This window comes from Ralstonia mojiangensis (assembly GCF_023955645.1).
Classification (GTDB): Bacteria; Pseudomonadota; Gammaproteobacteria; order Burkholderiales; family Burkholderiaceae; genus Ralstonia; species Ralstonia mojiangensis.
On the sequence record NZ_JAMXHU010000001.1, the window covers coordinates 723,714 to 748,090 of the forward strand.

Consider the following 24,377-nt stretch of genomic DNA (forward strand, 5'->3'; position numbering starts at 1 on the left):
TGCACGCGTGCTGCTTGCCATCGCAGCTGGCACCCCTCTTGCAATTCCCGATCAGCCGGCACAGCAGCCGGACACCGATACGAAAGCAAGAGGAGACTTTGCATGGACCCCACACCGCAACATCTTCTGTGGATGTACGAGAAGATGATCGAGATTCGCCAGTATGAAGAGGCCATGGCGAAGGTCTATCTGGAAGGCAAGCTGCCGCCGAAAATCCAGAAGGGACTGGCCTTTGATATTGGCGCAGGCCCTGTGCCTGGCGAGATGCACCTGTCGGCGGGGCAGGAGCCGGTAGCGGTGGGCGTGTGTGTGCATCTGCGGCCCGAAGACACCGTGGTCGGCCCGCACCGCGCCCACCATTTCGCCATCTCCAAGGGCGTGCCCCTGGATGAAATGACCGCCGAAATCTTCGGCAAGGCAACCGGTCTTGGCCGCGGCAAGGGCGGCCACATGCACCTGTTTCACCCGGAGACCAAGTTCTCGTGCAGCGGCATCGTTGGCGCGAGCATGCCGCAGGCCTGCGGCGCTGCGCTGGCCGCGCGCAAGCTGAACAAGGACTGGGTGGCCATCGCGGTGTTTGGCGAGGGCGCGGCCAACCAGGGCGCGTTTCATGAATCGCTGAATCTGGCCGCGCTTTGGAAGCTGCCCGTCGTCTTCATCTGCGAAGACAACAAGTACGGCATTTCTGTCGAGAAAGCCGATTCGACGTCCGTGCCTTCCAACGATGTACGAGCTGCCGGCTACGGCATGCCTGGCGTGCTGGTGGACCGCAACGACGCCGTGGCCGTGTATCACGCGGCCGGCGAGGCCATCGCGCGAGCGCGTCGCGGTGAGGGCCCGACGCTCATTGAGGTCAAGACCGACCGCTACCTCGGGCACTTCCAGGGCGATCCGGAAACCTATCGCCCGAAGGACGAAGCGAAGCATCTGCGCGAGTCCGATCCCATCAACCTGCTCGGCAACAGTCTGCGCGCTTCGGGGCTGCTCGATGACAACGCAGATACCGCGCTGCGGGCCGCCATCGCGGCGCGCATTGATGCAGCGTACGACTTCGGTCGCAACAGCCCATACCCCGATCCGAGCGACGCGCTGAATCACGTTTTCGTTCACTAAGCAGCCCCTGCGGCCATCACAGGAGACTCACCATGCAAGCCTCACACGGCGCGGCGCAGGGCGCGCGCACCCTCACCATGGCGCAGGCCATTTCCGAAGCGATCGGCCAGGAAATGGAACGCGACCTGCGTGTCTTCGTCATGGGCGAAGACATCGGGAAATACGGCGGCATCTTCAGCGCCACCACCGGGCTGCTCGACCGCTTCGGGCCGGATCGCATCATGGACACGCCGATTTCAGAAACGGCGTTTATCGGCGCTGCGCTCGGCGCGGCAGCAGAAGGGTTGCGCCCCATTGCCGAGCTGATGTTCGTGGATTTCTTCGGTGTGTGCTTTGACCAGATCTACAACCACCTGGCGAAGAACACCTACATGTCCGGCGGCCGTGTTGCGCTGCCGGCGGTCATCACGACCGGCATCGGCGGGGGCTATAACGATGCGGCCCAGCACTCGCAATGTCTGTACGCCAGCTTTGCCCACCTGCCGGGCATGAAGGTGGTCGTGCCGTCCAACGCGTATGACGCCAAAGGCTTGATGATCCAGGCCATCCGCGACGACAACCCCGTCATCTTCTGCTACCACAAAGGCATCATGGGCCTGTCGTGGATGTCCTATTTCGAGGGCAGCACGAACGCGGTACCCGAAGAGGCCTACGCGATCCCCTTCGGGCAGGCCCGCGTGGCACGCGAAGGCCGCGACGTGACCATCGTCACGCTCTCGCAGATGGTGCAGAAGTCACTGCTCGCGGCCGAGCAACTGGCCGCCGAGGGCATCGATGTCGAGGTGATTGACCTTCGCACCATCGTGCCGCTCGACCGCCAGGCCGTGCTGCGCTCGGTGGCCAAGACCGGCCGTCTGCTGGTGGCAGACGAGGATTACCTCAGCTTCGGCCTGTCGGGCGAGATTGCCGCCATCGTGGCGGAGAACCTCGACACCGTGGCATTGCGCGCGCCCGTGCGGCGGCTCGCGGTGCCGGATGTGCCCATCCCGTATTCCCGTCCGCTCGAGCAGTTCGTCATTCCACAGGTCGACAGCATCGTCGCCCAGGCGCGTGCACTGGTGCAGCACCAACCCGTTTCCTATTCACTCAAGCGAGAAGCAGCATGATCGACATCGTGATGTCCGACGCCGTCTGGCAGGACGTTGAAGACGGCACCGAGGCCCTGTTGCAGGATTGGCTCGTCAAGCCCGGCGATGCGGTGAGCGCGGGGCAGGCATTGGCGGTGGTCGAGCTGGTCAAGACGACGCACGAGGTGGCAGCGCCTGCAGATGGTGTTGTTGCTGCGCTGGAGGTGGCGGCGCAGGACACCTTCGCTCGCGGCGCTGTGCTCGCGCGGCTGGAGCCGAAAGCATGAGTCAAGCCCTGGCTTTCGTGCCTGATGCCGGCGAGCGTCGTGTCGTGCCGCTTGCCGGCATGCGCGGTGCCATCGCCCGCACCATGAGCGCTGCCTGGCAGGTGCCACGCGTGGCGCAGGCGATCGAGGTGGATGCGTCACGGCTGGAGGCGGCAGTGCAGGCTCTGCAGCAGCAACTCGGGCCGCAGTGCAAGGTCACGCTGACGGCCTTCGTGCTGCGTGCGGTGGCATTGACGCTGCGCGAGCATCCGCGCCTGAACGCACGCCTGCAGGAGAAAGAGATCGAGCTGATGCCGGAGGTCAACATCGGCTTGGCCGTCAGCCTGGACGAAGGACTGATGGTGCCGGTGCTGCGCAATGTCGATACGCAGTCAGTTGCCGACATTGCCGCCGAAAGCCGCCGTCTGGCGGCGGGCGCCCGTGCTGGCACGTTGTCGGCCGGCAGCTATCAGCACGGCACATTCACCGTGACCAATCTCGGCATGACGGGCATCGACAGCTTCACGCCCATCATCAACGTGCCGCAGGTTGCCATCCTCGGGGTGACGCGTGTTGCCAAGCGGGTGGTGGTCAAGGACGACTGCATCGTGATCGCGCCAATGATGGGCTTGCATCTCATCTTCGATCACCGCGCGGTGGACGGCTACCCGGCCGCACGCTTCCTGACCGATCTGAAAACACGGCTGGAAAGCCTCGAAGGCCTGTGATGCTTGCGCCCGACTTTCTCTCCGACGGAATCCACTGCGCAGAAGAGCAGGAGTGGAACCGCGCGCAACTTGCGCAACCGGTCCTGCGGCCCGCGGTACGGCTGTGGTCGTATGCGGGGCCCGGCGTCGTCCTGGGCCGTGCGCAGGCGGCCTTGCATCCGGGCATGGCAGGCGGTGCCACGCCGGTGGTTGTGCGCGACGCTGGAGGTGGCGCCGTGCTGGCCGGGCCCTGGATGTTGTCGGCGTCGATCGTGCTGCCAGCCGATCACCCGCTGGTGGCGGGTACCGGCACGGTGTCGAGTTACCGATGGTTGGGCGTGCTGCACGCAGGGCTGCTGCGAGACCTCGGCATTCCCGCCTACGCGGTGCCGCCCGAGGAACTGCAGATGACGCCGCCGGCCCGATCGCTCAAGTGGGCCTGCTTCGGTTCGCTCTCGCCATGGGAGGTGGTGGTCGGACAACGCAAGATCGTCGGCCTCGCGCAGGTACGTCGGCGCACGGGTGTGCTGCTGACGTGCGGCACGCTCATCTCGCCGCCCGACTGGCCGCTGCTGTGCGCTGCATTGGGGGCGAACCCTGCGGATGCGCAGCGCCTGCGGGCCTGCACGACGTCCTGCACCGAGCAGTTGGGTGCGCCGCTGCTGGCGACCGTACTGGCCGAAGGTCTGCACCACATGCTCGTCGATGTGCTTGGCGAGCATGAGCCCACGAATGAATCCCGTCATTCCCGCCGCGAGCCGCATCCGACGCAGGTAACTCGGTCCGCCACAGCAGGCCCGTGAGCTGGCGGTCAACGTTGTGCATTTCAACAAGATAAGGCGCGCGCTGTGCTCGCCCGATAACGGAGGCAACCAACATGAAACCCACGCCAGCCGCTGGCTCTGCCATGCGTGTTTTGGACAAGCAACCCAAGGTGTCGCGACGCGGCTTTCTGCGCGGTGGCGGCCTGGCCGCCATCAGCGTCACGGTCGTCCCGGCGGCCATGGCGGTCACCAAGGATGTGGTGGTCGAGCAGAGCTTTCCTCGTCTGGGCACGGTCACTGGCAAGACGCTGGTGCGCATGGCGCGCGACATCTATCCGCACGACAAGCTGGCCGAGAAGTTCTACGTGGAGGCAGTCGCGCCCTATGACGCCGCTGCAGGTAAGGAGCCCGCAGTGAAGGCGCTGCTGATCGATGGCGTGCACGACCTAGACCAACGCGCCAGGCAACGCTATGGCGTGCCTTATGCCCAGGTGAAGACCGAGAGCGAACGTGTGGCGTTGCTCAAGGACATTGAATCCACGCCTTTCTTCAAGAGGGTCCAGGGGGATCTGGTCACCGGTCTCTACAACAACAAGAAGCTCTGGCCTCTGTTCGGCTACGAGGGTTCGTCGTGGCAGAAGGGCGGCTATCTGCACCGCGGCTTTGACGACATCGACTGGCTATAAGCCTCGGCACATAAAAAAACGGAGACAACCATCATGACGGATCAGGCAAAGTTTTCCCTCGACGACGACAGCGTCGTCGTGATCGTCGGCTCGGGCGCGGGCGGCGGCACGCTTGCAAACGAGCTGGCGCAGCGCGGTGTCAAATGCGTGGTGTTGGAAGCGGGGAAGCACTACACGCAGGCCGATTTCGAGAACGACGAATGGGCCATGTTCAACAAGATTTCGTGGCTCGACAAACGCATCTCGGCGGGCGGTTGGCACCACACCAAGACGTATCCGAACCTGCCCGCCTGGATCGTGAAGGGCGTAGGTGGTTCCACGGTGCACTGGTCGGGTGTGGCACTGCGTTTTCAGGAACACGACTTCCACACCAAGACCACTTACGGCGCCATCGACGGGGCCAACGTGTTGGATTGGCCCATCACGCTGTCCGAGCTTGAGCCGTACTACGAACTGGCCGAGAAGAAGATGGGCGTGTGCGGCACCAAGGCCAGCGGCTTGCCCCCCATGCCGCCCAACAACCACTACAAGGTGATCGAGGCGGGGGCAAAGAAGGTCGGCTACAAGCACATCGTGCGTCCAGCTGCGTCGAACTCCGAACCGTACGACGGTCGCCCGGGCTGCATGCAGATCGGTTTCTGCATGCAGGGCTGCAAGATCGGCGCGAAATGGTCGACGCTCTACACCGAAGTGCCGCGCGCCCAAGCCACCGGCAATGTCGAACTGCGGCCCGAGTCGATGGTGCTGCAGATCCAGCATGACAAGCAGGGCCGTGCCAATGGTGTGCTCTATGTCGACAGCAAGGGCCGCAAGCAGCTGCAGAAGGCGCGGGTGGTCTGTGTGGCGGGCAACTCCATCGAATCGCCGCGGCTGCTGCTCAACTCGGCGTCAAGCATGTTCCCCAATGGGTTCGCAAATTCGTCAGGCCAGGTGGGCAAGAACTACATGAACCACGCCACGGCTGCGGCGGTGTCGATCCACAAGAAGCCGGTCTACATGTATCGCGGTTTTGACATTGCGGCGGTGGTGGCTGACGAGGTCCCACTCAACACCAAGCGCGGGTTTGTCGGCGGTTATTACCTCGAAGGCCTGGCCATCCATCTGCCGTACACGGCCGCGTTCATGAAGCCGGGCGGCTGGGGGCGCGATTTCACATCGGCCATGGAGATGTACGACCACATGAGCTGCGTGTGGGTCTGCGGTGAAGATATGGCCCGCGAGCAGAACACCATCACGCTGCATCCCACGGAGAAAGATCAGTACGGTCTGCCCATTCCGATCGTCACCAAGACCTATCACGAGAACGACGAAAAAATCACCGCGCATGGCCTGGTGCAATGGCGCAAGGTGTCCGAAGCGGTGGGTGCGACGCGCGTGATCGACATGCCCGCCTATCCGGCCAGCCACAACATGGGCACCAACCGCATGAGCGCGAAGGCCAGCGACGGCGTGGTCAACCGCTGGGGGCAGGCACACGATGTGAAGAACCTGTTCATCTCCGACGGCAGCCAGTTCACGTCGAGTTCGGCGGCCAACCCCACGCTCACCATCGTGGCCCTCGCGATCCGGCAGGCCGAATACATTGCCGGGGCATTGAACCGGAGGGAAATCTAAGCCAGCCAATCCGGTTGACCTTGCGTTGCCGTTACGTTGCGACAACTGGGTAAATCGATTAGCGTAGAACCGCATGTGCCCTCGCGCCCATGCCGGCAAAGACCGGCAGCGCGGGCTTTGTACCCTTCAAATGCGGCGGCTAAGGAGACAGTCGTGCAGCAAAAAGCACACCGCGCACATATCGAGCGGCTGCTCGCCTTCTCGCAGCAGCCGGGCGAGGCGCAGGGCGTCATCGAGCGCTCATGGCGGCGCTGCCTGGACGACTACGGCCGCGATCCGAGCCGCCCCACACCCGCCTACATCGTGGAGGCGCAGCGTCTGCGCGAGCACAAAGATCAGATCGAAGACTTCCTGAGCGTCGCGCGTACCGGCATGGAGCAGCTCTATAAGCGTGTCTCCGGCCTCGACTATGTGCTGCTGCTGACCGATGCCTACGGTGTCACGGTCGACTTCATCGGCAACGACAATCTGGATCGTGAACTCAAACGTTCAGGCCTGTACCTGGGCGCCGATTGGAGTGAGTCGCGCGCCGGTACCTGTGCGGTCGGCACCTGCATCGTCGAGCAGGCCCCTGTGACGTGCCATCAGACCGATCATTTCGACGCGTGTCACATCACGCTCACCTGCAACAGCGCACCTTTGTTTGATCCCACGGGCAACTTCCTGGGCGTGCTCGATGTGTCCGCTCTCAGTGCGCCTGCGCCGCGCGAAGGGCAGCACCTCGCGCTGCAGATGACGGCCATGTACGCACAGAAGATCGAAGACGCGAACTTCCTGCGCTACTTCCGCGACCAGTGGATCCTGCGGCTTGGGTCAACGTGGTCGCTGGTGGATGTGGATAGCGAAATCATGATCGCCTTCGATGCCAACGGGGTGATTCGCGGCATCAACAGCGGCGGCCGGCGCAAGCTGCGGCTCGAGAGCGATCCGCACGCCGATGTGCGTGGCCATCTGCTGACCGAAGTGTTTCGCGAAAACATGAGCGAGCTGTGGCGCATCGCCCGCGCGGGCACGTCATCCGAGCGCACGGCGATTCGGATGTTCGACCACGGGCTGTATTACGCGACGGGGATTCCGCCGCGCGGCGCGGCCAGCAAGCCGTCTATGCCGTCTGCGGCGGCAGCTCAGCCGGTGTTGCCCAGCCCCGAGGCCAGTGCTGCCCTGGAGGCTCTGGGCGCCGACGACCCACAGATGCAGCGGTTGATTTTGCAGGCCAAGCGCCTGGCCAACAAGCCGCTCAACATCCTAGTGCAAGGCGAGACAGGTACCGGCAAGGAAGTCCTGGCCAAGGCTCTGCACACCGCGAGCGAGCGCCGGGGCAAAGCGTTTGTCGCGGTCAATTGCGCCGCCATTCCCGAATCGCTGATCGAGAGCGAGCTGTTCGGCTACACGCCTGGCACCTTCACCGGCGCACGCAGCAAGGGCATGCGTGGCCTGATCGCGCAGTCAGATGGCGGCACGCTGTTCCTCGACGAAATTGGCGACATGCCGCTCCATCTGCAGAGCCGGCTGTTGCGTGTGCTGTCCGAACGCGAGGTGATGCCGCTGGGCTCGGAAAAGCCGACTCCGGTCGACCTGCGCGTGATTGCCGCCTCGCACCGTGATCTGCGCCAACTGATTGCCGAGCAGCGCTTCCGCGAGGATCTCTACTACCGGCTATGCGGCGCAACGCTGCACCTGCCGACACTGCGCGAGCGCTGTGACAAGGACTACCTGATCGCTCGTATCGTCGAGGAAGAAGCACGCCAGCTCGACATGCACGCGCAACTCGTGCCGGCCGCGCTGGCGGTGCTGCGCAGCTACCCGTGGCAGGGCAATGTACGGCAGTTGCGCAACGTGCTGCGTTTTGCGCTTGCCATGAGCGACGATGGCCTGATCGACGTTGACGCCTTGCCGCCGGAAGTTCTCGAAAGTACGACGGACGGCGCGGCAGGCCAAGCTTCAACCGTGGCTGATGTCGCGCCCGACAACGAGCGGGAAGTCCTGTTGGCTGCGCTGCGTCGGAACAAATGGCGTATCACCCACGTTGCGCAGGAGCTTGGCATCGCCCGCGCGACGGTCTATCGGCAGATGGACCGGTTCGGGATTGTCGCGCCGAATCAGCAATAGGCTGATAGGCCGGGCACTGGAAAGCCAAGGACGCTTGTTGCCGGGGTGGGGCGAATCGGCGCTTTGTTGGGGGGGGGAGGCGGGTTGAACACCCATCTGAGAAGCCAGAAATGCCAAAAGGGTTACAGGCAGAACCTGTAACCCTTTTTTATTCTGGTGCCGCTGACCGGAACTGCGTCGTTTTTCCGAAACATCCGCAAAAATCGACGATCCACCGCAAAGCCGCACCACGTAGCCATTTGTGACTGTTTTGAAGGGCAGGTAGGGGCCTGAAATTCGGCGTTCTGGTGTAAAAAGCCAGCAGTAATTACGCCAAATTTACGCCCGCTACCATGGCTACATTCACGAAGCGCAAGACCAAAGACGGCACTGTCTGGAAAGCGGAGATTGCCCGCCTGGGCGTGCGCGACAGCCGCACGTTCGACACCAAGGCTGAGGCCGCTGCGTGGGCGACGGAGCGCGAGGCGGACATCTTGGCCAACCACGGGCGCGGTGGCAAGCCGGCCAAGCGCACGCTGCGCCAGGTTGTCGAACGCTACACCGAAGAGGTGGCGCCCACCAAGCCAGGCGCGCGGTGGGAGCAAATTCGGCTCTCGGCGTTCTTGCGGGACACACCTGACCTCGCTGACCTCCTGGTCGGTGACATTACCAGCGACGATATGGGGAAGTGGCGCGATGCGCGCCTGGCGGGCAAGGTGGCCGGCCGCTTGGGCAAGCCTGTCGGGGCCAGCACGGTCAACCGCGAGCTGAACCTGCTTTCGGCCGTGTTCGAGGTTGCGCGGACGGAGTGGAAGTGGGTCCGCGACAACCCGACCCACGGGCTGCGCAGGCCAATCGACCCGCCACCACGGAACCGGCGCGTGTCTCCAAAGGAGCAGGCCGCCATGGTGAAGGCGCTGGATTTTCAGGATGGAGTGACGCCCACGTCCATGCAGCAGGAACTGGCGATTGCGTTCCTGGTGGCGCTGGAGACGGGGATGCGAAAGGGCGAGATTCTTGGCCTGACGAAGACGACGGCCCGCTTGGGTGAACGGCACGTCATTCTGCCCAGGACCAAGAACGGTGACCGCCGCGAGGTGCCGCTTACGGCGCGCGCCATTGAGCTGCTGAAGCTGTTGCCTGGCGATGAGGCAGGGCGGCTCTTTCGGTTGAGTGTTGGCACCGCTGACACGCTGTTCCGGCGCGCCGTGGGGAAAGCCGGCCTGAATGACCTACATTTTCATGACACGCGGCACGAGGCGTGCACGCAGTTGGCCAAGCGGGTGGATGTGCTGTCCCTGGCGCGCATCATCGGGCATCGGGACTTGAAGAGCTTGATGGTGTACTACAACCCGACCGCCGAAGAGCTGGCGGACCAGCTCGACGGCGTCGTGAAGACAGCTTAAGCGCGGCGCGGGCGGCCGCGTCCTTTGGGTAGACGGCCGCGATTGGCACGCGCCCACTGGATGACCTCGTCGGCAAACCAGAGGCGTTTGCCATGGCGGGCGTCGGTCGGCTGCACCGGCGCGGGAAAGCCCTCGCGCACCACCACCGCATCGGTGACGGTGTCGGGCGACAGGCCCATCCAGTTGCCAATGGCTGCAGCGTCCCACAGTTGATCCGATACCGGCACGGCCTGCAGGACGTTGCGGAGGTCTGACAGCAGGCGAGCAATGTCTTCCGGCGTGACGTTGCTTACTGCATATGGGGTCATGGTGGTCATGCTTTGGCTCCATTCGTATTGCATTCAAACACCCAACACTTCACCGTTTCCGGCCGCTTGGGCTGCGTGATGTATTCGCGGTTGAAGTGCGCATTGATCGCGCTGTTGACGGCGCGGATATCGACAAACTTGCGTTGGCGCGAGGTCTTGAGCACGCGCTTGAGGTCCGCGATCGGGGGCCGCTCGATGCGGCGTTCGCCGGCGACTTGTTCCATGTGCTGCAGGTTGATGGCGATGAGGCCGTCGCCGCGTGCGTGGTTCAGGATCGGGCGGTCGTCGTCGGCTGACTCGATGTAGTCGTAGACCTCCCAGAACTGCTGCACGTGCTTGTGATCCGCGCTGATCGCCTGTTGGCGCGCTGCGGCCATGCGGCCCAGCTCGTCGAGGGCGGCGGCGTGCTGCTCGTCGGAGAGCGGCAGCACGTGGCGCATGCTGTCGACCATGGCCATGATTTGCGCGTGGTTCTTGGCGATACGCACGGTCTTGATGTCGGGGCGGGCCATTAAGGCCTGCTCGTGCACGGATACGCGGGCGGCGAAGGTTTCCAGCACTTTCGACTCGGCCATGACGGTGGCCAGCAGAAACGCCGATACATCCTCGACCGGGATGCGCTCCAGCGCTTCGGCTGCGGCGCGTGTGGCTGAGGTCTGTGCCGAGCGGTCGCAGTAGATATGGACGATCCGCTGCAGCACGGCGTCGCTGGCGCTGACTTCTGCGTTTTGGCTGATGACGATGGCGCCACGGAAGGGCGGTTCATACGTCTCGTTGCCGCCGTTCTTCATGCCCCGCGCGCGGGTGCTGCGGCCGTTGTAGGCGGTCTTCAGCTCGTCCCAATCGAAGCCGCGCTGCTTGGCGCCTTCGTCGCCGCGGTCGCCCTCGATGAGCACGACGGGCAGGTTGGCCACCTGGGCGAAGTTCCGGGCCCGGGCGGCGAGCGATGACTTGCTCGGGTCGAAGCCTTCGTAGTCACGGCGGCCGCAGAGCTTCCAGAGGAATTCGATCAGCGTCGTCTTGCCGGCGCCTGGCTCGCCCACCAGCTCCAGGAACGGGTAGCTCTTGTGCTCCTGGCGGATCTGTTCTGCGAACAGGCTGCCGAACCAGAACGCCAGCGCGGCCAGGCCCTTGGCGCCGAAGGCCTGCCACAGCAGCGGCAGCCAGGTCGTCTGCAGGCCCTGCACGTCAGTGGAGAGGGACAGCGTTGCGGCCTGGCTGATGGTCTTGAGGGATAGCTTGCCGATGTCGAAGAAGTCTTCGTCGTTGAGCTGGTATAGCTTGCCGTTCTTCACCGCCACATCGCCGTAGACGTAGGTGCCGTATTCCTTCGTGTAGCCCACAAAATCGATGGTCTGCACCGTGGGAATGTGCGCGAGCTGCTTCTCCAGGTATTCGTCGAGCTGCTGGCCGGTGCCTGTGTACATGGCGCCGGGTGCCACGCCCAACAGGCGCTTCTTGAACTCGCTGCTGCTGGCGATTTGCGCGCTGGTGAAGGTGGCCTTGATGGGCTGGCCATCGTGCGGGAAGGCGACGCGGAAGTAGTACCAGGACTCGTCTGTCTGCGGGCTGGCCTGGTAGTAGAGCGCCGTGGGCAGGCAGTTGGCGATGGGCTGCACGATGCAGGCGCGCTGCAGGGCGTGCTCGCGCACTTCGTCTTCGGCCATGTCTTCGTGCACTTCGCGGACGGTGGTGCTTTCGCGCTGGAAGGCGTCCAGGTCGAGCTTGAACGAGTACAGACGGTTGCGGTGCTCGAACGGAAACTTCGCGTCGCCCGTGCGGCGGTACATCAAGCGGGCCTTGTCCGATGGCGTGGCGGCGGTGAAGAGGTCGCCCAGGTAGCGATATTCGTCCAGGTCTCGTTTGGAAAGGCGGTCGCGCACATGCAGCTCGTTCCAGTCGAGCTTGATCTTGCCGGCCTGCTTCGGCAGCGCGGCGGAAGCGGACCAGCCGTCGTTTTGGACGCGCTCGATGTGCTTGAGCGCGTACCGCCGGCCGGCGGGGTCGTTGTCCAGGGCGAACACCAGGTGCGGGCGACGGTGGCCGCCGGCGGCGCATTGCTCGGCCAGCGCGGCCAGTGCGGCGGTCGGGTAGTGCGAGCAGGAGAACGTCGCCACAGCCGCCACGTCGTGATGCATCAGCGCGATGGCATCAAAGATGCCTTCCACTAGCCACAGCTCCTTTGGCTGGGACGGCAGGGTGGGCGGTTGCCACCAGGTGCCCGCGTACGAGCCGCTGAAGGTGGCCTTGCGGTCCCCAAAGCGCTCGGGCTGGTCGATGATGCGTTCCCAATAACGGCCCTCGCTCAGGGGGAAGCGGACGGTGGCGCTGCCAATCTTCAGCTCGTGGCTGTAGTAGCTCTCTTGCGTGTACCAGCCGGCGACGCGCGCCAGGTCAAAGCCGCGTGCATCGCGCATGTAGGCATCGGCTGCAGCGTGGGGCGCTTCGGGCGTTTTGACGTAGCGGTCGCTCCAGGAAGCGAAAAGATCGGGGTACAGCTCTTTGGCGTGGAATTCAGCCGCGCAGTTGTTCAGCCGGTTGCAGCGCACGACCCAGGGCGCATCTGCAAAGGCCCACAGCGAGCGCTTGCCGCACGAGGGGCACGTGCCGTTCTCCAGCTTGTTCGATCGTTCCTTGAAGCCGTAGTCGTGCACCAGGCGCGACGCAAGGGCGGAGGAGAGGTCGAGGTTCATTGCGATCAGGGGGGATGGGTCAGTCGCCGACATCGCCGGCGGCGCGGCGTTTGAGGTCGACGGTGGATCGGTTGGCGCGGCGACGCTCGCGCACCGTTGCCATCGCCTTTGCGGCGGCGGTGACAGCGGCGCGCAGCGGCGGCGGCATGGCGTCGTATGGGGTGGTCAGGCGCAGGAAGCGGTGCATCCGGCGCACGTCCACATCGGTGACGACAGGCTCAGGCATGGCGGGCGCTCCTGCAGAAGAAGCCGAGCCACACGCCGCGCCCGTAGCAGACGACAAAGAACACCGACGCGGTGAACATGCCGGCCTCGCCCGTGACATGCGTGAGGTACAGCCACGCTGGCTGCCCGAGCAGGCCGACGACAGCGCCCCAACGCTGCGTGCGCGGGCTGTAGTTGAGCAGCGCCACGGAAACGAAAGCCGTGACCAGCATCCAGAGATTGACCAGGGCGAGCATTACGCGGCCTCCGCCAAGACGCCGTAGGCCATCAGGCCCGTGGTGACAAACGCACCGCCGATGCACACCACAGCAAGCCACAGCAGCACACGCGCAAGCCCGTTGAAGGGCTTCGGCTGCGCCGTGTCGCCGTTGACGGTCGGGTCGTTCTTGCTGCGCCAGGCGAAGAGGAAGCCCACGGCAGCGGCTTGCACGGCGAGGGTGGCGAACATGGCAGCGAGCTGCAGGACGTTCATGCTGGCCTCCCAACCAAGCGGGCCGAGCCGGCGCGTGCGGCCAGGCCGAGCGCTTCAGCCGTGCGCATGACGGCCATGAGCGCATCGGTACTGGATGCGGCGATGGTGTGGAACGAAAGGCGACGGCCGCCGGCGGCGACGCGGACGAGGTAGGTTTTCATGCTGGCCCCCTCAAACAATGCCCTGCAGGCTGTTCTGGCGCGCGATCGGCGCGAGTACGCCGATGGGCTGCGTTTGCATGCCCAGCAGGCGGGACACGTGCTGCAGGTTGGCGTACAGCTCCACCGCCAGCGAAGCCGTGCGGGCGTTGGCCAGCTCTTTGGCGAGGGTGCCGCGATAGCGCAGCGCTGCCAGCCGCTGCGGCACGGTCATGCGGCCGGTCTCTTGCGGCACCAGGCGGCCTTCCAGCACGTCGAGCACCCAGCGGCGGAACGCCTTGGCGCGCTCGGTGCGGGCCAGCATGCCGAGCAGGTAGCAGCCGCGCGGGCTGAAGATGCGCACTTGCTGACGGCCGCCGGCGGTGTCCAGTTCGACGAGGTGGGTCATCTCGTCGGTGAATTCATCGGCATTGCGGTCATAGAGTTCCGCGATGGCAGTACGGTGATTCTTGTAGCCCAAGGCGCTCGCAACTTGCGAGCCCCTTAGCCATGGCGTGTTGTGGATGTCGACTACCTCGAAGTCGACGTTCTCAAAGGTCAAGACAGCGTTGGTTTGCATACGGGCCTCGAAAAAGTGGGCAAAAAAAGCCCCCCGCACCCCGGACGGGGAGCGTGCAAAAGTGGGTGCGGGGGGAAGGGGGTAACTGAAGCTGCTGGCGCCTACTCGGGCAGCAGGCTCAATTGGCCGGTGCCGTTGGGCAGCACACGCGTGCGGCCAACGGGGAGATAGGCCAGAGGGTTCGGGTTGATGCTGGGTGCAATCGTGCTGATGATCGACAAGATGGCCTTGCCGGTATAAGCGCAGTGCTCTTCAGGGCAGCGCACGTAAAGCTCGCGCGACGTGAGCGACACGGCGCGGCTGGTGCGGATATGCAGGCGGGTGCCGCAGTGGGGGCAGAGGTGCTTCATTTCCCACCCCCTTGCGGGCGACCGCATTCGCCAAGGCCTTCGCGTGCGCATTCACAGAACATGCCGACCTCGCCCAGCGTGGCGACGGCATCCATGTACTTGCGCGTAACAAGCACGTAGCCGCACACGCCAACGAGCGTATCCAGCTTGTCGATCAGCACGCCTTGCTCGCCGCTCAGGAAGCGGCTCATGGCGCCTTTGTCCCAGCCCATGGTCTGCTGCACGTCTTGCCGCGATGGGCCGGAGAGCTTGCGCCGCAAGGCGTGTTCGATTCGGTGTTGGGTGTGCATGGTCAATCCTCCACAACGGATGTTGCGTGCCGTTGGGGCACGTCTTGCTTAAGCTTGTTGGGGCTCGGCTGGGCTAGCGCGCTGAGGATGAGAACGCGGCCCATGTTGCCGAGCGACCGGCCTTCAGTGGCGGCGCGCGCTTTGAACTTCAGAAGCTCCTCGGGCCGAAGGCGGATATAGACAGGCTTGTCAGTTACGACGCCAATTGGCGCGCGACGTTTCGCGACATTTCCACGGGGCATGGTCGATATACTCGTGAAAGAGAATCTTGCATATGAAATTCGATGATACGCAGAAATCTGCGCATATAACGCATGGGTAGCAGAACTTTGCATTTCGGAGAAAGGCTCGCCGAAGAGCGTTTGCGTCTGGGCCTGTCACAGGCCCAGATGGCGGCGCTCGGCGGAGTCGCGCTGAGGACTTACTCAAACTACGAGACGGGAACAAGCGAACCGGGCGTAAGAATCCTGGCCAACTGGCATAAAGCAGGAGCTGACGCGCTGTATTTGGTTACGGGGCAACACGTATCGGCGTTTCTGTCCCCCGAGGAAGACGTGTTGATCGCCGGCATTCGGAGACTGGATGCGCGTGGGCGCGCAGGTGTCCTTGCATTGATCGGTGGGCTGTCGGTCGGCGCCACTGAGGCCCAGCCTGTGAAGGCGGGCAAGCGCTCTCAGATCATTGTTGGTGGGTCGAACAACGTGCAAGTGGGCGCCGTACGGAAGCCGGCCAAGGGAAAGGCAAAGCGCGATGCCGAATAGCCTCTACGTTCCCCTCGATCAGCTGCCGGACACGCTTGCAGAGCTGCAATCGATTGTGGGCGCACCGCTTGCGGAGTTCGGTTTACCGCCTGCTTCCGTCGCGTTCGACAGGGAAGGAGCGGATGCCACGCTTTTGCAGGCGTTCGCCCAAGTTTCAGGAGAACGGCTAGAACATGCGTGCTGGCTGTCCTTCACTGAGCAGGCTGGCGGGCGCGAGGTGAGCGAGGGCCGCCCGTTCATGGTTGGCGTTCAAACGCGTGACTCATGGACCTTCGCGGGCATTGTCGCCCTTGGTCTATGTCGGTACGCCGGCAGCCTGGTGTTCGATGATGCAGGGGTGTTGGGTGAATCGGAAAGCTACTCCGCAGACGCGCTTCACGCCGCGTTGACTACCCTGAGCGCCAAGGATCAGTCGCATCAAACCAGGCGCGCCGCCTGTGACCTAGCGCTTGACCAAGATTTGGACGCATGCGGAGTCGTGGACGCAGAAATATTTGACCTGCTCGATTTGTCGTACTGGTACGACTCTGCTGCAACGGTCGGATGGGTTGAGCAAAGGTTGCGGGTACTTGCTGCGCGTCTTGATCGCGGTGAAGGGCTGTCGCTGCTCGACCCGGCGACGGGGCTTCAGGTTGAAGTGGCGGACCGGGCGCAGTTCAAAGAATGGGTTGAGAGGCATTTTCCGGTGTTGGGCAAGTTGGTGCGTGAAGAGTAATTGCCTGGTGAGTGATCCCGAATCACGATCGGGGACGCTGGATTACTTGGCGGATAAAAAGGGGAGAGGATGGAAAAAGCACCGCGCTATAAATGGCCAGTCGCAGTGTTGTACGTCGCGCCGTTGATCTTGTTTGTGGTGGTCCTGTACTTCCCCGCGTTGCTCGACAATCTCGGAGCTTGGCCCAAGCCACCTGCCGAGTGGCAGTTTCGGATGATGAGGCTGTGGTTCTGGATCGCGGGGGGCGCGCCTATTGCCCTTCACATGTGGCTGGCACGCGCAATGGGGGCACGCCGCCATCTTTGGCGTTTGCTCGCCATGCTCGTGGTGCTTCACTACGTGCTGACGCTGATACCAGTCACGGTCGCGCTCAGTGGCGGCGGGCAGCTCTCTTTTGGCGGATTGGGCCAGGTGAGTCTGATGCAGGTTGGCCTGCAGGCCATGGTCGCGGTTGCGTGGGCTTTGTTGATCGGGGTGGTGTTGCTGATTGAGCGAGCAGTGCTGTCAATTGCTCGATCCTGATGTACGGCCACGGCTGACCGTTGATGTGGCGCGGCATACGGTCTTTCTACTTCAGCGCCATAAAGAAGGAGAACTGATTTGAAACGATTGATTGCTCTCGCAGTGGTTACGTCGATGTTCAGCGCCGCACCCGCCTTTGCGAAGAAGAGCGGCCAGCACGCCAGCAAGCCGCATGCATCAAAGTCGAAGAAATCGCGCGGTGAAACCTGCTGGCGGACCAATCGCCACACTGGGCAGCGGTTCCGCATCTGCTGATCGATTGGCACTTTCTGAATCAAACTTAGAGCAGTAGCCACGCGGGGGGCGCGGCATACAGCCTTTTTATCAATCCACACAGACGGGAAGGTAGAAAGGAGCAGTAATGAAAGTAGTGAAGTGGCTGTTTGGTCTTGCGGTTGCCGCCATCGTGATTGGCATTCTCAGTGACCTGACTGACCCGAAACCGAAGTCGACGAGCGCATCCACAGCGGGCAGCGCGATAGAGACAGCAGAAGCGGCCGAGCCACCGTTGCCAGTCAAGGCAGATGCGCTGTTCCGTGCGTATGACGAGAACGAGGTGGCCGCCGATCAGAAGTACAAGGGTAAGAGCCTACTGGTGACCGGCACGGTGCAGAGCATCGACAAGGACTTCACAGACAGCATCGTTGTGCAGCTCGCGTCTGGTAACCCGTTCATGGCGGTGCATGCGTATCTGGATGATCAGCATGCGGCGATGGCGGCTTCGCTGAAGAAGGGGGCGAAGGTGGCTTGGGTGTGCCGAGGGGATGGGCGGATTGTGGGTAGCCCGATGTTGCGGGGGTGTGCGCCGAGGGCTTAAAACAGAAGCCCCGCACGAGCGGGGCAGTTCGGTAGCGCGGGTGACGTGCCCTGCAAGAGCGGTTCTAGGCGGTCAAAGCTCCCATTGCTCTGACCGCGAGGGAGTTTAGCTGCTGGCATGCGCTGCTCACTATGACGAAGTATTGGGTAAAGCCGGCTTCCCGGGGATTCTCCCGGCGGCGCACGGTCTCCGTTAGGAGTCCAATGTTCTTCAGCTTCAGCGCGAAAATACCGATATCTTCGCCAACATCCATGGGTACGTCGTCTAGGCCAAGATGTGCCATATCAAGAGATAGGCCTGGAGGCAGTTCAGGACCTCCTTTTACGAGGACGCTTCGGCGCTCGAATTCACTGGCTAGATGGTAGTCCGGGGGCGATTCATCGTCGACGTAGACATACTCAAGCCATGTCTTAAGATCCGAGAAGTCACGATCGTTGAGAGTCTCCGCAGCAAAAAAAATCAGTTCTTCGTCTGCGGTAGCGTCTCGATCCTCCAGAACAATGTGGGCCGTTTGCATTCCTATGACCATGGGGCCGATCTTCTTACTTGAAGATAGCGCAACCCTTCTATAAGCATCGAAGAGTGCCGTGGTTTGTTTGTCGGATTGAGATACCAACTTCAGCAAGTCGTTCAAGTCAGCCGACTGATGCCGAACATCTTGCTGCTTGCGAAACTCTTCCAGGAATGCCGACAGGAAGGCATGGGCGCGATACTCGCTCCATTTTGCAATTACCGTGTCCTTAAGGTACTTGGCCGCAGCCTTGACTACCTCCTTTTCGGCAAGGTGTTCGGCTGCTCCGATTACGATTCCTGTACTTAGCGGCATATCCCCTCCGGGCTGAAGAACGAAGCGATGGCCATACCGATTCGGAATGGTTACACCGAGGCAATCTGTAGCGAGCCTTCCATTAGGCGCTGTACCCGCTGCCTCCCTGAATACATGATCTATTCCAGCACGATCGCCAGTCTGCGACCGTTATCCAGAGCGCCGCCCTCAGTTCAGTATCAGTTAGCTCGTTCAACGTTGTCTTGTTGAAGCGCACGTCGCACAGCGCCATTGTGGAGGCTCGTAGCCCACCCCGAATACCCCACATCCGCATGATCTCCCGAATCATGCCGGTACGCGGCAGGTTCTCACCACGCGCGCAGGACAACCAGCCGTCCAGGTAAGACCGAGCCGCCCAATACTGCTCGTGCGACAACTCGGTGTTATCTCGCACATCCTCCAGGCCTCGCCCGTTGAGGTGGTTGCAAAGGGCCTTCCAAACGGTGCCGGCGTCTACGGCGCCTTCCTCTGCCAATTCGATCTGCAATGCGATGTGAGTGAGTTCTGCCCGGTGCTCGATGGTCATGCGTTCTTTGGCTGGCGCCGGCGGAGTGGGGCAGCGTGAGCGAGCGGCCGACCCGCATAGGATGACCTGGCCGATTTGCACGTTGCCATTGCCGGCGGAAATGCTCTGCTTGATGTTCGTCTTGTTGCTCACTTACGTATCTCCCACAGCGGCGCGCGGGCCGCGTGGTGAGACTACGGCGCGGTGGCGGGGCTGTGGGTTAACGAGTGTGGCAACGCGTTAGACGTTGAGCTTAGTGCGGGGGTAGGCGGAGTTGAAGGGCGGAGGAGGTGGCGTGACGATGATTTGCGATTGGAGGGCCGGTCTTGGCCGGAAAACGATGGCCCGTCTGCCGCAGTCACTGTGGCGTTTGCATTGCCGTAGTCGCAATGCCGCCCTCAAATACGTCCACCGCGACCACCTCGCCGGTGTAGGCATTCACCCTCGTCTGGGTCAGCACGACTGCGTCCTGGGGACGTTGACGAGCTAGGTAAAGCTTGAAGATAACGAAATCGCCTTCCCAAAACGTCCCGAGCGTGAGGTTTTCAGTGGACGGAAAAGGAGGGAACGCTTTCAGACGCTCCCTGGTGGCGACTCTGGCAAGTTCCTGCAGTTCATTGAGCGGAATTTTTCTCGGCCTATTCATTGCATATCCCTAAGGTGCGAATCGAACAGCAGCGCTTGGCCGATAGGGGGCTATCTCCATTCCTCGGCCTGCTTACGAGAGTCCTATAAGGCCAAGGTGTAATCGGTGATTCCAGCCTCCAGAGCCCACGGTTGCCATTCCCCGTCCGGACTGACTTCGCCGTACCGCTGCCCCACAAGGTCATAAGCAAAGCAGCGCCCGGCAAAATCGTCGCCAAGTATGACTAAGCCTACGCGCTCCAATTCGTGCCCGTAGATTTCGGTGGGCGAGACCGGGGCACTGTATATCATGCGGCCATTCTCGGTGCCCCCGTATCCCACGTTGCTCATGTACTGGATGTAGTCGCCCGGCAGACGAGGGTAGAGCTTTAGTACGTTAAGACAATCCGTCGCGGATAGGGGAGTCTTCTCGTTGTTCATGTTGCCAACTGCCGAAGATGACGGTGTACCTGATTGGGAGCGTCGGCTTCTGCCCGGAAGTGGCCCACGCCACATCATTCAGTCTTGGTCGAGTAGCGCCTCACCCCAAATCCTGATGACAGACGAAAACTGCCCTGGGTTGCTAGCTTCGACCTTGATAGCTTTGGGAATAAAGCTTGCCCCCTGGTACTCCGGTGTCGCAGCATATCTAGTAACCTTGCCCGACGCGACCATAGGAGCGATAACGTTGCGGTCCATAGACTGCTTCAGGGCCACAATATCGACCGGTACGTAGACGACGTTTAGCCCAAAATCCGGCCCACCGAACTCGCTAGGCATGAGCAACACTTTCCCAAGTGCTCCGCTTTTATATAGGGCTTCCGCTTTCTCGAGAGAGTCGACCTCCGAAAAGTCTGGACCCGCCGGCTTCCTCTTGCTCTTGAGCCAATCAAAAATCACTGCTTCCTCCAAATGTTGGATGGCCGGTTTTGGCCGGAAGCGGTCGTTCAACTGCACAAGCGCTCCAAGTAATACGGGGGCCAGCCAAGGCCAGTCATGAACCGCGACAATCGATTCTTCATTCGCCTAGTGAGCCGGGGGGCCACCGGGAAAGAGTGCGAGTGACCGCCTCTGCAAGTTGCATGATGGGTGGCGGAGCACATTCAAAATGGTCGCTGAAAGCCTTGGCCAACTGATGAAACTGGGACTCCGAGAGATTAGCCAAGCTAGAAGGTGCGACATCCCGACCGAGGGCACGCCTGATGGCCTCGCAGCATTCATGAGGGGATGCCTCTAAGGTCGGCACCGGGGGGCTGACGAGGTCGCCAAACTCTTCTCCCATGGCCGTCTCAAAATCCGGTCGAAAGTTGTTCTTTGTATTCATATGCTCTCCAGCTACCGGAACGTCCGCTTCTGGCCGATAGCGGACGGCGGCTAACGGTCTCCGTGCCGTCCGCAATTCTGTACCCTTGAGGATTGCAGCCCTAGGAGCAGTCAGTTCTATCAGCAGGATACGCCCCAATGAACGAAAAGCACCTGATTGCTATTGCAAGCCTCCTTTCAGACTCTGAGCGATCTTGGAGTTGGTACAAGATTGACAGGGCATTGTCACGACAACCCGCGTATGAGTGGTTCAACGTCATTGAAGCTGCGGACGTACTTGCCAGCGAAGGATTGATTCAGATGGTGCCAGGTGATGATCCCGGAATGCCTACATACAGGTTGACTGATAAGGGCAAGCAGTGGCTCGATGATCGGCGGTAGCTTGTGGTCGCTGTCTGGCTCTCGGTGCTTTGGCTCACGTGAGTGGCTACAATTGGCCGAGAGCGGACTGCCAACGGCTGCGGGTCAGCACAACATTGGCACGCCGCTGTAGCTGAGCTTTGGCATCTCAGGCAGCCGCTGTAGATAAATGCCAACCAGTTGGTTGTCCCCCATCACGCCGGACGCAGGTTCGCTGCTAAGCAAGGTGACGTGATAGAAGCCGTCATCCAGCTCAATCGACTGGCCTGGCGGACACGTGGAACGCCAGTCCATCAAATCGTAGAGGTCTCTGATGCAAAGCATCCTGTCGCGCACCTCAATCCCCAACCGCAGTTTGTAGTCGTGCTTTTCGACGACGGCCTCTTCCGGGTAGCCCCTGAACACGTTCATCAAGAACCGACCTGGAGTGCCTGTGCTCACACCAACTATCCGGCCTTCGACGGCTTGCGCCGCAACCAAATCGGGGTCAAAAAATTGACTCTCGAGATAGTCGTCACCCTCAGCAATGGAAGCCGTGGCGAACGGTGAGTAGAAGATTATTCCAAGCCCCTCAACATCCAAGCTAAAGCTCTTGATTGGGTTCATGTTCTTCGCAGTGGGATTGCCATTTTTCTATCACGCCAATATGCCCGGAGATAGGAACGACTGCATTTGGCCGGAAGCGGACGATTGATGCCTATGGAACCGGAGCGGCATTTTTGCATCCGCGCAGATGCTGTTCCGTCCCCAAGTCAGCAATGCTCCGATCCAGCCGAGAAACCTCTTCGTCAGGAACCTTGCCGGGCGGTGAAACCGCATCTTCCAATTCTGCCCGCAATGCGTTTTTCTGGCGCTTGAGGGCTGCACATTCGGGCGGGTTCGGCCGCTCCTTGAACGGTGGCGTGATGCCCCGCTTGATAGCGTCTTCGCAGGGCATGCTGACATAAAAGGTCTCGCCGTTGTAGCTGCATTTCCACGCTACCGTGGCGAACGAGGGGGATGCCGTCAGGCATGCAGTGATGAGCAGCAGTGGGCGCATGGCTGGCCTATCGAGCGACTATGTGCCGGGGGGGCTGGAATCCTGTCGACTGGCTATGGTATCGCCAGACGTTGTCTACGACTTCTTCGCCTATTTGGACGGCCACGATTGGATGTCGGTGATATAGCGGCGTGAGGGCCCGATCATGGCCGGAAGCGGACGGCGGCTAAAACCCCGGCGCCCGACGCCAACTGACGTAGCTCGGAAATCGCGCAGCAGCGTGGAACGCAAGAAAGATTTCGACCACCTGATTCGCCATGAACCACTCATCGGAGCGCAACGGAATGTTGCCGGCTCCAAAAACCAGGATGGTTCCATCAGGGCGGGCAGCGTTAGGTTTGTCATGGAAGGCCCTGGAGCGAACCGCAGTCGGCGTGTCGAATAGCTCCACCATGCAACTCACGCCGCCACCGGCCACCTGGACATAGCTACCTGACTCATTCGTCAAAGAGGCATAAGAGGACCGCCCATAGCTTTTGAGCGACCGAATCGCTCTAGCGACCTGCGCCGCAGTCGGGTTGCTGATGCCGGCTTTGCCTTCGACTTCGAGTTTCATTCGATGATTTGCTGCCATCTGGCGCCTATTGTGTGCCGGTATCTTCCAACTTTTCCGGCTTGATTTCCAGCTCAAGCGCGGTCGTAAAACCGCCATCGTTCAGGCTGTGAACAACACGGCCAACCGACCAGCCCGTCCCATCAATCTGAGGCTTCCACCCGCTCACCTTCGCATGCAGCGAGGGAAACAGCTCCGCCCGCCCACGCGCCAGCGTAATGTTGAACGTCGCGACGCCGCGCTGAATCTTCTGCCACTCCGCCCGCGCCGCTCGCTCGGCGTTGGACCGTGATGCGTACGTGTGCCGCAGCACCTTCACGTTGTCCGGGTTCGGGCTGGCCTGCACCGTCTCCGGCTTCTTCTTTTTCTTTTTCCCTTTGGCGGTCCGCTGCTCCTTCGTCGCCACGGCGTTGGAAGCATCGATAACCACCTCGCCGCGCACGCCGGCGCGTGTGTCCTGGTAGTGCGCTTTCACTCCGTTGTAGTTCTCCCGATCGGCAACGCTGAAGGTATGGGTATCGCCGGTCGCGCGGGTGATGCTGACGGTGGGCAGCGGCAGGCCCGACCCGCTGGTCGGCTCGCCGGCGGGGATGAATAGCAGCGTGCCGTTCTTGACGGTGGCAATGGCGTCGAACTCTTTCGCCAGGCGCGAGAGAAAGTTGGCGTCTGACTCGCCGGTCTGGTCGACGTGGGTGATGACCTGGCCGGCCAGCTTTTTGCCCACCAGCCAGGTGAACTTGTTGCGCAGGGCGATGGCCTGGACGACTTCAGCGACGGTCTTGCCGGCGTAGGAGTCTTCGCGGCGGGTGGTGAGACCGCCGTCCATGTCGGCGCTGCGGGCGCGGATGACCAGGCGATCCGGCGGGCCGGTGTGTTCCAGTTCGTCGACCTTGTAGGTGCCTTTGTCGACCAGGCCGGCGCCTTCCCAGCCGAGCGAGAGCGACAGGCGTACCCCTTTCTCGGGCAGGTCGAGCTTGCCGTCGCTGTCGTCCAGCTCGATGTCGAGCTGGTCAGCCTCGAAGCCGCTGTTGTCAGTGAGCGTGAGCCCGATGAGTCGGCCCTGGAAGCGGCCGGTGATGTCTTTGTCGCCGACCTTGATGCGGTAGGCCGGGCGCGGCGACAGCTCGGCAGCGGTGTTGTCCGTCATTGCAGCAGGCCCGTTGCAACGCTGGCGACCTTGGAGAGCAGACCGTCATCCACGCGGGTCAGCTTGAGGGTGAAGTCGCACGCGCGGGCGGCGCCGTCCTGGAAGAAGTAGGTACGGGTGGTGTCCAGGTTGTTGATGACGAACTGGCCGTAGTAGTGGCCGGTGCCCTCGATGAGGGTGTAGGCATCGCCGCTGTCGGCCATCAGCTCAAGGGCAGAGAGGGTCCATTCGCCGCCGGTCAGCTCGGGCAGCAGCTTGCCGGACAGGGTGATGGTTTCCTCGTCTGGCCCGAGAAATTGGTACGACGGCCGGCGGCCGACGCGGTTGTTGCTCGGGTGGCGCCAGCCGACCTGGCGTTGAAATTCAGAATAGGGCGCCGTGTCCAGGCTGAACACGAACAGGCCCAGGGCCATCATCAT

General features: G+C 62.1%; 33 protein-coding genes. 14 read left to right on the forward strand and 19 right to left on the reverse strand.

Annotation, left to right across the window (positions count from 1 at the left end):
- Nucleotides 1-102 precede the first annotated feature (102 nt).
- The 9 genes from NG898_RS03370 to NG898_RS03410 all read left to right on the forward strand — a co-directional run bounded on the left by NG898_RS03370 (nt 103) and on the right by NG898_RS03410 (nt 9,711).
- The gene (locus NG898_RS03370; protein WP_252691071.1) at nt 103-1,113 is read left to right on the forward strand and encodes a thiamine pyrophosphate-dependent dehydrogenase E1 component subunit alpha; all 1,011 of its coding nucleotides are present in this window, start codon (nt 103-105) and stop codon (nt 1,111-1,113) included.
- A 32-nt stretch (nt 1,114-1,145) separates the two neighbouring features.
- Complete coding sequence (locus NG898_RS03375) at nt 1,146-2,219, forward strand: alpha-ketoacid dehydrogenase subunit beta (protein WP_252691072.1); 1,074 nt, start codon at nt 1,146-1,148, stop codon at nt 2,217-2,219.
- Entirely contained in the window at nt 2,216-2,467 is a 252-nt protein-coding gene (locus tag NG898_RS03380; protein WP_252691073.1) for a lipoyl domain-containing protein, read from the forward strand. The genes NG898_RS03375 and NG898_RS03380 overlap by 4 nt, the downstream gene beginning before the upstream one ends.
- Nucleotides 2,464-3,174 carry a dihydrolipoamide acetyltransferase family protein gene (locus NG898_RS03385; RefSeq protein ID WP_252691074.1) on the forward strand — a complete coding sequence of 237 codons (711 nt, stop codon included), beginning with the start codon at nt 2,464-2,466 and terminating at the stop codon, nt 3,172-3,174. Before NG898_RS03380 ends, NG898_RS03385 begins: the two co-directional genes overlap by 4 nt.
- Complete coding sequence (locus tag NG898_RS03390; RefSeq protein WP_252691075.1) at nt 3,174-3,956, forward strand: lipoate--protein ligase family protein; 783 nt, start codon at nt 3,174-3,176, stop codon at nt 3,954-3,956. The genes NG898_RS03385 and NG898_RS03390 overlap by 1 nt, the downstream gene beginning before the upstream one ends.
- Nucleotides 3,957-4,030: 74 nt before the next feature.
- Nucleotides 4,031-4,603: a gluconate 2-dehydrogenase subunit 3 family protein gene (locus tag NG898_RS03395; RefSeq protein WP_252691076.1), complete on the forward strand. Its 573-nt coding sequence runs from the start codon at nt 4,031-4,033 to the stop codon at nt 4,601-4,603.
- 33 nt (nt 4,604-4,636) lie between these two features.
- Nucleotides 4,637-6,217, forward strand: coding sequence for a GMC family oxidoreductase (locus NG898_RS03400; RefSeq protein WP_252691077.1), 1,581 nt, complete (start codon nt 4,637-4,639; stop codon nt 6,215-6,217).
- Nucleotides 6,218-6,370: 153 nt separating this feature from the next.
- Nucleotides 6,371-8,326 carry a sigma-54-dependent Fis family transcriptional regulator gene (locus NG898_RS03405; RefSeq protein ID WP_252691078.1) on the forward strand — a complete coding sequence of 652 codons (1,956 nt, stop codon included), beginning with the start codon at nt 6,371-6,373 and terminating at the stop codon, nt 8,324-8,326.
- A 332-nt stretch (nt 8,327-8,658) separates the two neighbouring features.
- Nucleotides 8,659-9,711, forward strand: a complete 1,053-nt coding sequence (locus tag NG898_RS03410) for a tyrosine-type recombinase/integrase (RefSeq protein ID WP_252691079.1) — start codon at nt 8,659-8,661, stop codon at nt 9,709-9,711.
- Here the strand turns inward: NG898_RS03410 and NG898_RS03415 are convergent.
- The 9 genes from NG898_RS03415 to NG898_RS03455 all read right to left on the reverse strand — a co-directional run bounded on the left by NG898_RS03415 (nt 9,708) and on the right by NG898_RS03455 (nt 14,766).
- Nucleotides 9,708-10,028: a hypothetical protein gene (locus NG898_RS03415; protein ID WP_252691080.1), complete on the reverse strand. Its 321-nt coding sequence runs from the start codon at nt 10,026-10,028 to the stop codon at nt 9,708-9,710. The genes NG898_RS03410 and NG898_RS03415 overlap by 4 nt on opposite strands.
- Entirely contained in the window at nt 10,025-12,712 is a 2,688-nt protein-coding gene (locus NG898_RS03420; protein ID WP_252691081.1) for a toprim domain-containing protein, read from the reverse strand. Before NG898_RS03420 ends, NG898_RS03415 begins: the two co-directional genes overlap by 4 nt.
- 19 nt (nt 12,713-12,731) lie before the next feature.
- On the reverse strand, nt 12,732-12,938 hold the full coding sequence (locus NG898_RS03425) for a hypothetical protein (protein WP_252691082.1): 207 nt from the start codon (nt 12,936-12,938) through the stop codon (nt 12,732-12,734).
- Nucleotides 12,931-13,173 (reverse strand): hypothetical protein, encoded by a 243-nt coding sequence (locus tag NG898_RS03430; RefSeq protein ID WP_252691083.1) that lies wholly within the window; start codon nt 13,171-13,173, stop codon nt 12,931-12,933. Before NG898_RS03430 ends, NG898_RS03425 begins: the two co-directional genes overlap by 8 nt.
- The gene (locus NG898_RS03435; RefSeq protein WP_252691084.1) at nt 13,173-13,409 is read right to left on the reverse strand and encodes a hypothetical protein; all 237 of its coding nucleotides are present in this window, start codon (nt 13,407-13,409) and stop codon (nt 13,173-13,175) included. The genes NG898_RS03430 and NG898_RS03435 overlap by 1 nt, the downstream gene beginning before the upstream one ends.
- Nucleotides 13,406-13,570 carry a hypothetical protein gene (locus NG898_RS03440; RefSeq protein ID WP_232040547.1) on the reverse strand — a complete coding sequence of 55 codons (165 nt, stop codon included), beginning with the start codon at nt 13,568-13,570 and terminating at the stop codon, nt 13,406-13,408. Before NG898_RS03440 ends, NG898_RS03435 begins: the two co-directional genes overlap by 4 nt.
- 10 nt (nt 13,571-13,580) lie before the next feature.
- On the reverse strand, nt 13,581-14,126 hold the full coding sequence (locus NG898_RS03445) for a BRO-N domain-containing protein (protein ID WP_252691085.1): 546 nt from the start codon (nt 14,124-14,126) through the stop codon (nt 13,581-13,583).
- Nucleotides 14,127-14,227: 101 nt separating this feature from the next.
- A complete protein-coding gene (locus NG898_RS03450) occupies nt 14,228-14,476 on the reverse strand; it encodes an Ogr/Delta-like zinc finger protein (protein ID WP_027681326.1) in 249 nt (82 codons plus the stop codon).
- The gene (locus NG898_RS03455; protein WP_252691086.1) at nt 14,473-14,766 is read right to left on the reverse strand and encodes a DNA-binding protein; all 294 of its coding nucleotides are present in this window, start codon (nt 14,764-14,766) and stop codon (nt 14,473-14,475) included. The genes NG898_RS03450 and NG898_RS03455 overlap by 4 nt, the downstream gene beginning before the upstream one ends.
- Nucleotides 14,767-15,080: 314 nt before the next feature.
- Here NG898_RS03455 and NG898_RS03460 point away from each other — a divergent pair, with 314 nt between their 5' ends.
- The 4 genes from NG898_RS03460 (at nt 15,081) to NG898_RS03475 (ending at nt 17,581) form a co-directional block, all read left to right on the forward strand.
- Nucleotides 15,081-15,527 (forward strand): helix-turn-helix domain-containing protein, encoded by a 447-nt coding sequence (locus tag NG898_RS03460; protein WP_252691087.1) that lies wholly within the window; start codon nt 15,081-15,083, stop codon nt 15,525-15,527.
- The gene (locus NG898_RS03465) at nt 15,517-16,242 is read left to right on the forward strand and encodes a hypothetical protein (RefSeq protein WP_252691088.1); all 726 of its coding nucleotides are present in this window, start codon (nt 15,517-15,519) and stop codon (nt 16,240-16,242) included. The genes NG898_RS03460 and NG898_RS03465 overlap by 11 nt, the downstream gene beginning before the upstream one ends.
- 69 nt (nt 16,243-16,311) lie before the next feature.
- Nucleotides 16,312-16,764 (forward strand): hypothetical protein, encoded by a 453-nt coding sequence (locus tag NG898_RS03470; protein ID WP_252691089.1) that lies wholly within the window; start codon nt 16,312-16,314, stop codon nt 16,762-16,764.
- Nucleotides 16,765-17,125: 361 nt separating this feature from the next.
- A complete protein-coding gene (locus NG898_RS03475; RefSeq protein WP_252691090.1) occupies nt 17,126-17,581 on the forward strand; it encodes an OB-fold putative lipoprotein in 456 nt (151 codons plus the stop codon).
- A 64-nt stretch (nt 17,582-17,645) separates the two neighbouring features.
- Here the strand turns inward: NG898_RS03475 and NG898_RS03480 are convergent, their stop codons facing one another.
- The 5 genes from NG898_RS03480 to NG898_RS03500 all read right to left on the reverse strand — a co-directional run bounded on the left by NG898_RS03480 (nt 17,646) and on the right by NG898_RS03500 (nt 20,493).
- Nucleotides 17,646-18,407, reverse strand: coding sequence for a hypothetical protein (locus tag NG898_RS03480; protein WP_252691091.1), 762 nt, complete (start codon nt 18,405-18,407; stop codon nt 17,646-17,648).
- Between the two features lie 82 nt (nt 18,408-18,489).
- On the reverse strand, nt 18,490-19,065 hold the full coding sequence (locus tag NG898_RS03485; RefSeq protein ID WP_252691092.1) for a hypothetical protein: 576 nt from the start codon (nt 19,063-19,065) through the stop codon (nt 18,490-18,492).
- Nucleotides 19,066-19,270: 205 nt separating this feature from the next.
- Entirely contained in the window at nt 19,271-19,558 is a 288-nt protein-coding gene (locus tag NG898_RS03490; protein WP_252691093.1) for a hypothetical protein, read from the reverse strand.
- Nucleotides 19,559-19,641: 83 nt separating this feature from the next.
- Nucleotides 19,642-19,977 (reverse strand): hypothetical protein, encoded by a 336-nt coding sequence (locus tag NG898_RS03495; protein WP_252691094.1) that lies wholly within the window; start codon nt 19,975-19,977, stop codon nt 19,642-19,644.
- 78 nt (nt 19,978-20,055) lie between these two features.
- A complete protein-coding gene (locus NG898_RS03500) occupies nt 20,056-20,493 on the reverse strand; it encodes a hypothetical protein (RefSeq protein WP_252691095.1) in 438 nt (145 codons plus the stop codon).
- 504 nt (nt 20,494-20,997) lie between these two features.
- On the opposite strand from NG898_RS03500, the gene NG898_RS03505 reads away from it, so the two are divergent.
- Complete coding sequence (locus NG898_RS03505; protein WP_252691096.1) at nt 20,998-21,240, forward strand: hypothetical protein; 243 nt, start codon at nt 20,998-21,000, stop codon at nt 21,238-21,240.
- 84 nt (nt 21,241-21,324) lie between these two features.
- Here the strand turns inward: NG898_RS03505 and NG898_RS03510 are convergent, their stop codons facing one another.
- The 5 genes from NG898_RS03510 to NG898_RS03530 all read right to left on the reverse strand — a co-directional run bounded on the left by NG898_RS03510 (nt 21,325) and on the right by NG898_RS03530 (nt 24,377).
- Nucleotides 21,325-21,825 carry a hypothetical protein gene (locus NG898_RS03510; RefSeq protein ID WP_252691097.1) on the reverse strand — a complete coding sequence of 167 codons (501 nt, stop codon included), beginning with the start codon at nt 21,823-21,825 and terminating at the stop codon, nt 21,325-21,327.
- A 91-nt stretch (nt 21,826-21,916) separates the two neighbouring features.
- Nucleotides 21,917-22,258, reverse strand: coding sequence for a hypothetical protein (locus NG898_RS03515; RefSeq protein WP_252691098.1), 342 nt, complete (start codon nt 22,256-22,258; stop codon nt 21,917-21,919).
- A 166-nt stretch (nt 22,259-22,424) separates the two neighbouring features.
- Nucleotides 22,425-22,814 (reverse strand): hypothetical protein, encoded by a 390-nt coding sequence (locus NG898_RS03520; protein ID WP_252691099.1) that lies wholly within the window; start codon nt 22,812-22,814, stop codon nt 22,425-22,427.
- 25 nt (nt 22,815-22,839) lie between these two features.
- Nucleotides 22,840-23,958, reverse strand: a complete 1,119-nt coding sequence (locus tag NG898_RS03525; protein ID WP_252691100.1) for a phage late control D family protein — start codon at nt 23,956-23,958, stop codon at nt 22,840-22,842.
- Nucleotides 23,955-24,377 (reverse strand): phage tail protein, encoded by a 423-nt coding sequence (locus NG898_RS03530; protein WP_252691101.1) that lies wholly within the window; start codon nt 24,375-24,377, stop codon nt 23,955-23,957. Before NG898_RS03530 ends, NG898_RS03525 begins: the two co-directional genes overlap by 4 nt.

Coding starts and splice junctions, on each gene's coding strand:
- NG898_RS03525 (WP_252691100.1), bottom strand. CDS start 23,958: ATGACGGACAACACCGCTGCCGAGCTGTCGCCGCGCCCGGCCTACCGC.
- NG898_RS03380 (WP_252691073.1), top strand. CDS start 2,216: ATGATCGACATCGTGATGTCCGACGCCGTCTGGCAGGACGTTGAAGAC.
- NG898_RS03415 (WP_252691080.1), bottom strand. CDS start 10,028: ATGACCACCATGACCCCATATGCAGTAAGCAACGTCACGCCGGAAGAC.
- NG898_RS03385 (WP_252691074.1), top strand. CDS start 2,464: ATGAGTCAAGCCCTGGCTTTCGTGCCTGATGCCGGCGAGCGTCGTGTC.
- NG898_RS03400 (WP_252691077.1), top strand. CDS start 4,637: ATGACGGATCAGGCAAAGTTTTCCCTCGACGACGACAGCGTCGTCGTG.
- NG898_RS03520 (WP_252691099.1), bottom strand. CDS start 22,814: ATGAAACTCGAAGTCGAAGGCAAAGCCGGCATCAGCAACCCGACTGCG.
- NG898_RS03480 (WP_252691091.1), bottom strand. CDS start 18,407: ATGCCGCTAAGTACAGGAATCGTAATCGGAGCAGCCGAACACCTTGCC.
- NG898_RS03410 (WP_252691079.1), top strand. CDS start 8,659: ATGGCTACATTCACGAAGCGCAAGACCAAAGACGGCACTGTCTGGAAA.
- NG898_RS03375 (WP_252691072.1), top strand. CDS start 1,146: ATGCAAGCCTCACACGGCGCGGCGCAGGGCGCGCGCACCCTCACCATG.
- NG898_RS03530 (WP_252691101.1), bottom strand. CDS start 24,377: ATGATGATGGCCCTGGGCCTGTTCGTGTTCAGCCTGGACACGGCGCCC.
- NG898_RS03515 (WP_252691098.1), bottom strand. CDS start 22,258: ATGCGCCCACTGCTGCTCATCACTGCATGCCTGACGGCATCCCCCTCG.
- NG898_RS03395 (WP_252691076.1), top strand. CDS start 4,031: ATGAAACCCACGCCAGCCGCTGGCTCTGCCATGCGTGTTTTGGACAAG.
- NG898_RS03495 (WP_252691094.1), bottom strand. CDS start 19,977: ATGAACAACGAGAAGACTCCCCTATCCGCGACGGATTGTCTTAACGTA.
- NG898_RS03370 (WP_252691071.1), top strand. CDS start 103: ATGGACCCCACACCGCAACATCTTCTGTGGATGTACGAGAAGATGATC.
- NG898_RS03475 (WP_252691090.1), top strand. CDS start 17,126: ATGAAAGTAGTGAAGTGGCTGTTTGGTCTTGCGGTTGCCGCCATCGTG.
- NG898_RS03490 (WP_252691093.1), bottom strand. CDS start 19,558: ATGAATAGGCCGAGAAAAATTCCGCTCAATGAACTGCAGGAACTTGCC.
- NG898_RS03465 (WP_252691088.1), top strand. CDS start 15,517: ATGCCGAATAGCCTCTACGTTCCCCTCGATCAGCTGCCGGACACGCTT.
- NG898_RS03445 (WP_252691085.1), bottom strand. CDS start 14,126: ATGCAAACCAACGCTGTCTTGACCTTTGAGAACGTCGACTTCGAGGTA.
- NG898_RS03425 (WP_252691082.1), bottom strand. CDS start 12,938: ATGCCTGAGCCTGTCGTCACCGATGTGGACGTGCGCCGGATGCACCGC.
- NG898_RS03510 (WP_252691097.1), bottom strand. CDS start 21,825: ATGAACCCAATCAAGAGCTTTAGCTTGGATGTTGAGGGGCTTGGAATA.
- NG898_RS03455 (WP_252691086.1), bottom strand. CDS start 14,766: ATGCACACCCAACACCGAATCGAACACGCCTTGCGGCGCAAGCTCTCC.
- NG898_RS03390 (WP_252691075.1), top strand. CDS start 3,174: ATGCTTGCGCCCGACTTTCTCTCCGACGGAATCCACTGCGCAGAAGAG.
- NG898_RS03470 (WP_252691089.1), top strand. CDS start 16,312: ATGGAAAAAGCACCGCGCTATAAATGGCCAGTCGCAGTGTTGTACGTC.
- NG898_RS03505 (WP_252691096.1), top strand. CDS start 20,998: ATGAACGAAAAGCACCTGATTGCTATTGCAAGCCTCCTTTCAGACTCT.
- NG898_RS03460 (WP_252691087.1), top strand. CDS start 15,081: ATGGGTAGCAGAACTTTGCATTTCGGAGAAAGGCTCGCCGAAGAGCGT.
- NG898_RS03420 (WP_252691081.1), bottom strand. CDS start 12,712: ATGAACCTCGACCTCTCCTCCGCCCTTGCGTCGCGCCTGGTGCACGAC.
- NG898_RS03450 (WP_027681326.1), bottom strand. CDS start 14,476: ATGAAGCACCTCTGCCCCCACTGCGGCACCCGCCTGCATATCCGCACC.
- NG898_RS03440 (WP_232040547.1), bottom strand. CDS start 13,570: ATGAAAACCTACCTCGTCCGCGTCGCCGCCGGCGGCCGTCGCCTTTCG.
- NG898_RS03435 (WP_252691084.1), bottom strand. CDS start 13,409: ATGAACGTCCTGCAGCTCGCTGCCATGTTCGCCACCCTCGCCGTGCAA.
- NG898_RS03430 (WP_252691083.1), bottom strand. CDS start 13,173: ATGCTCGCCCTGGTCAATCTCTGGATGCTGGTCACGGCTTTCGTTTCC.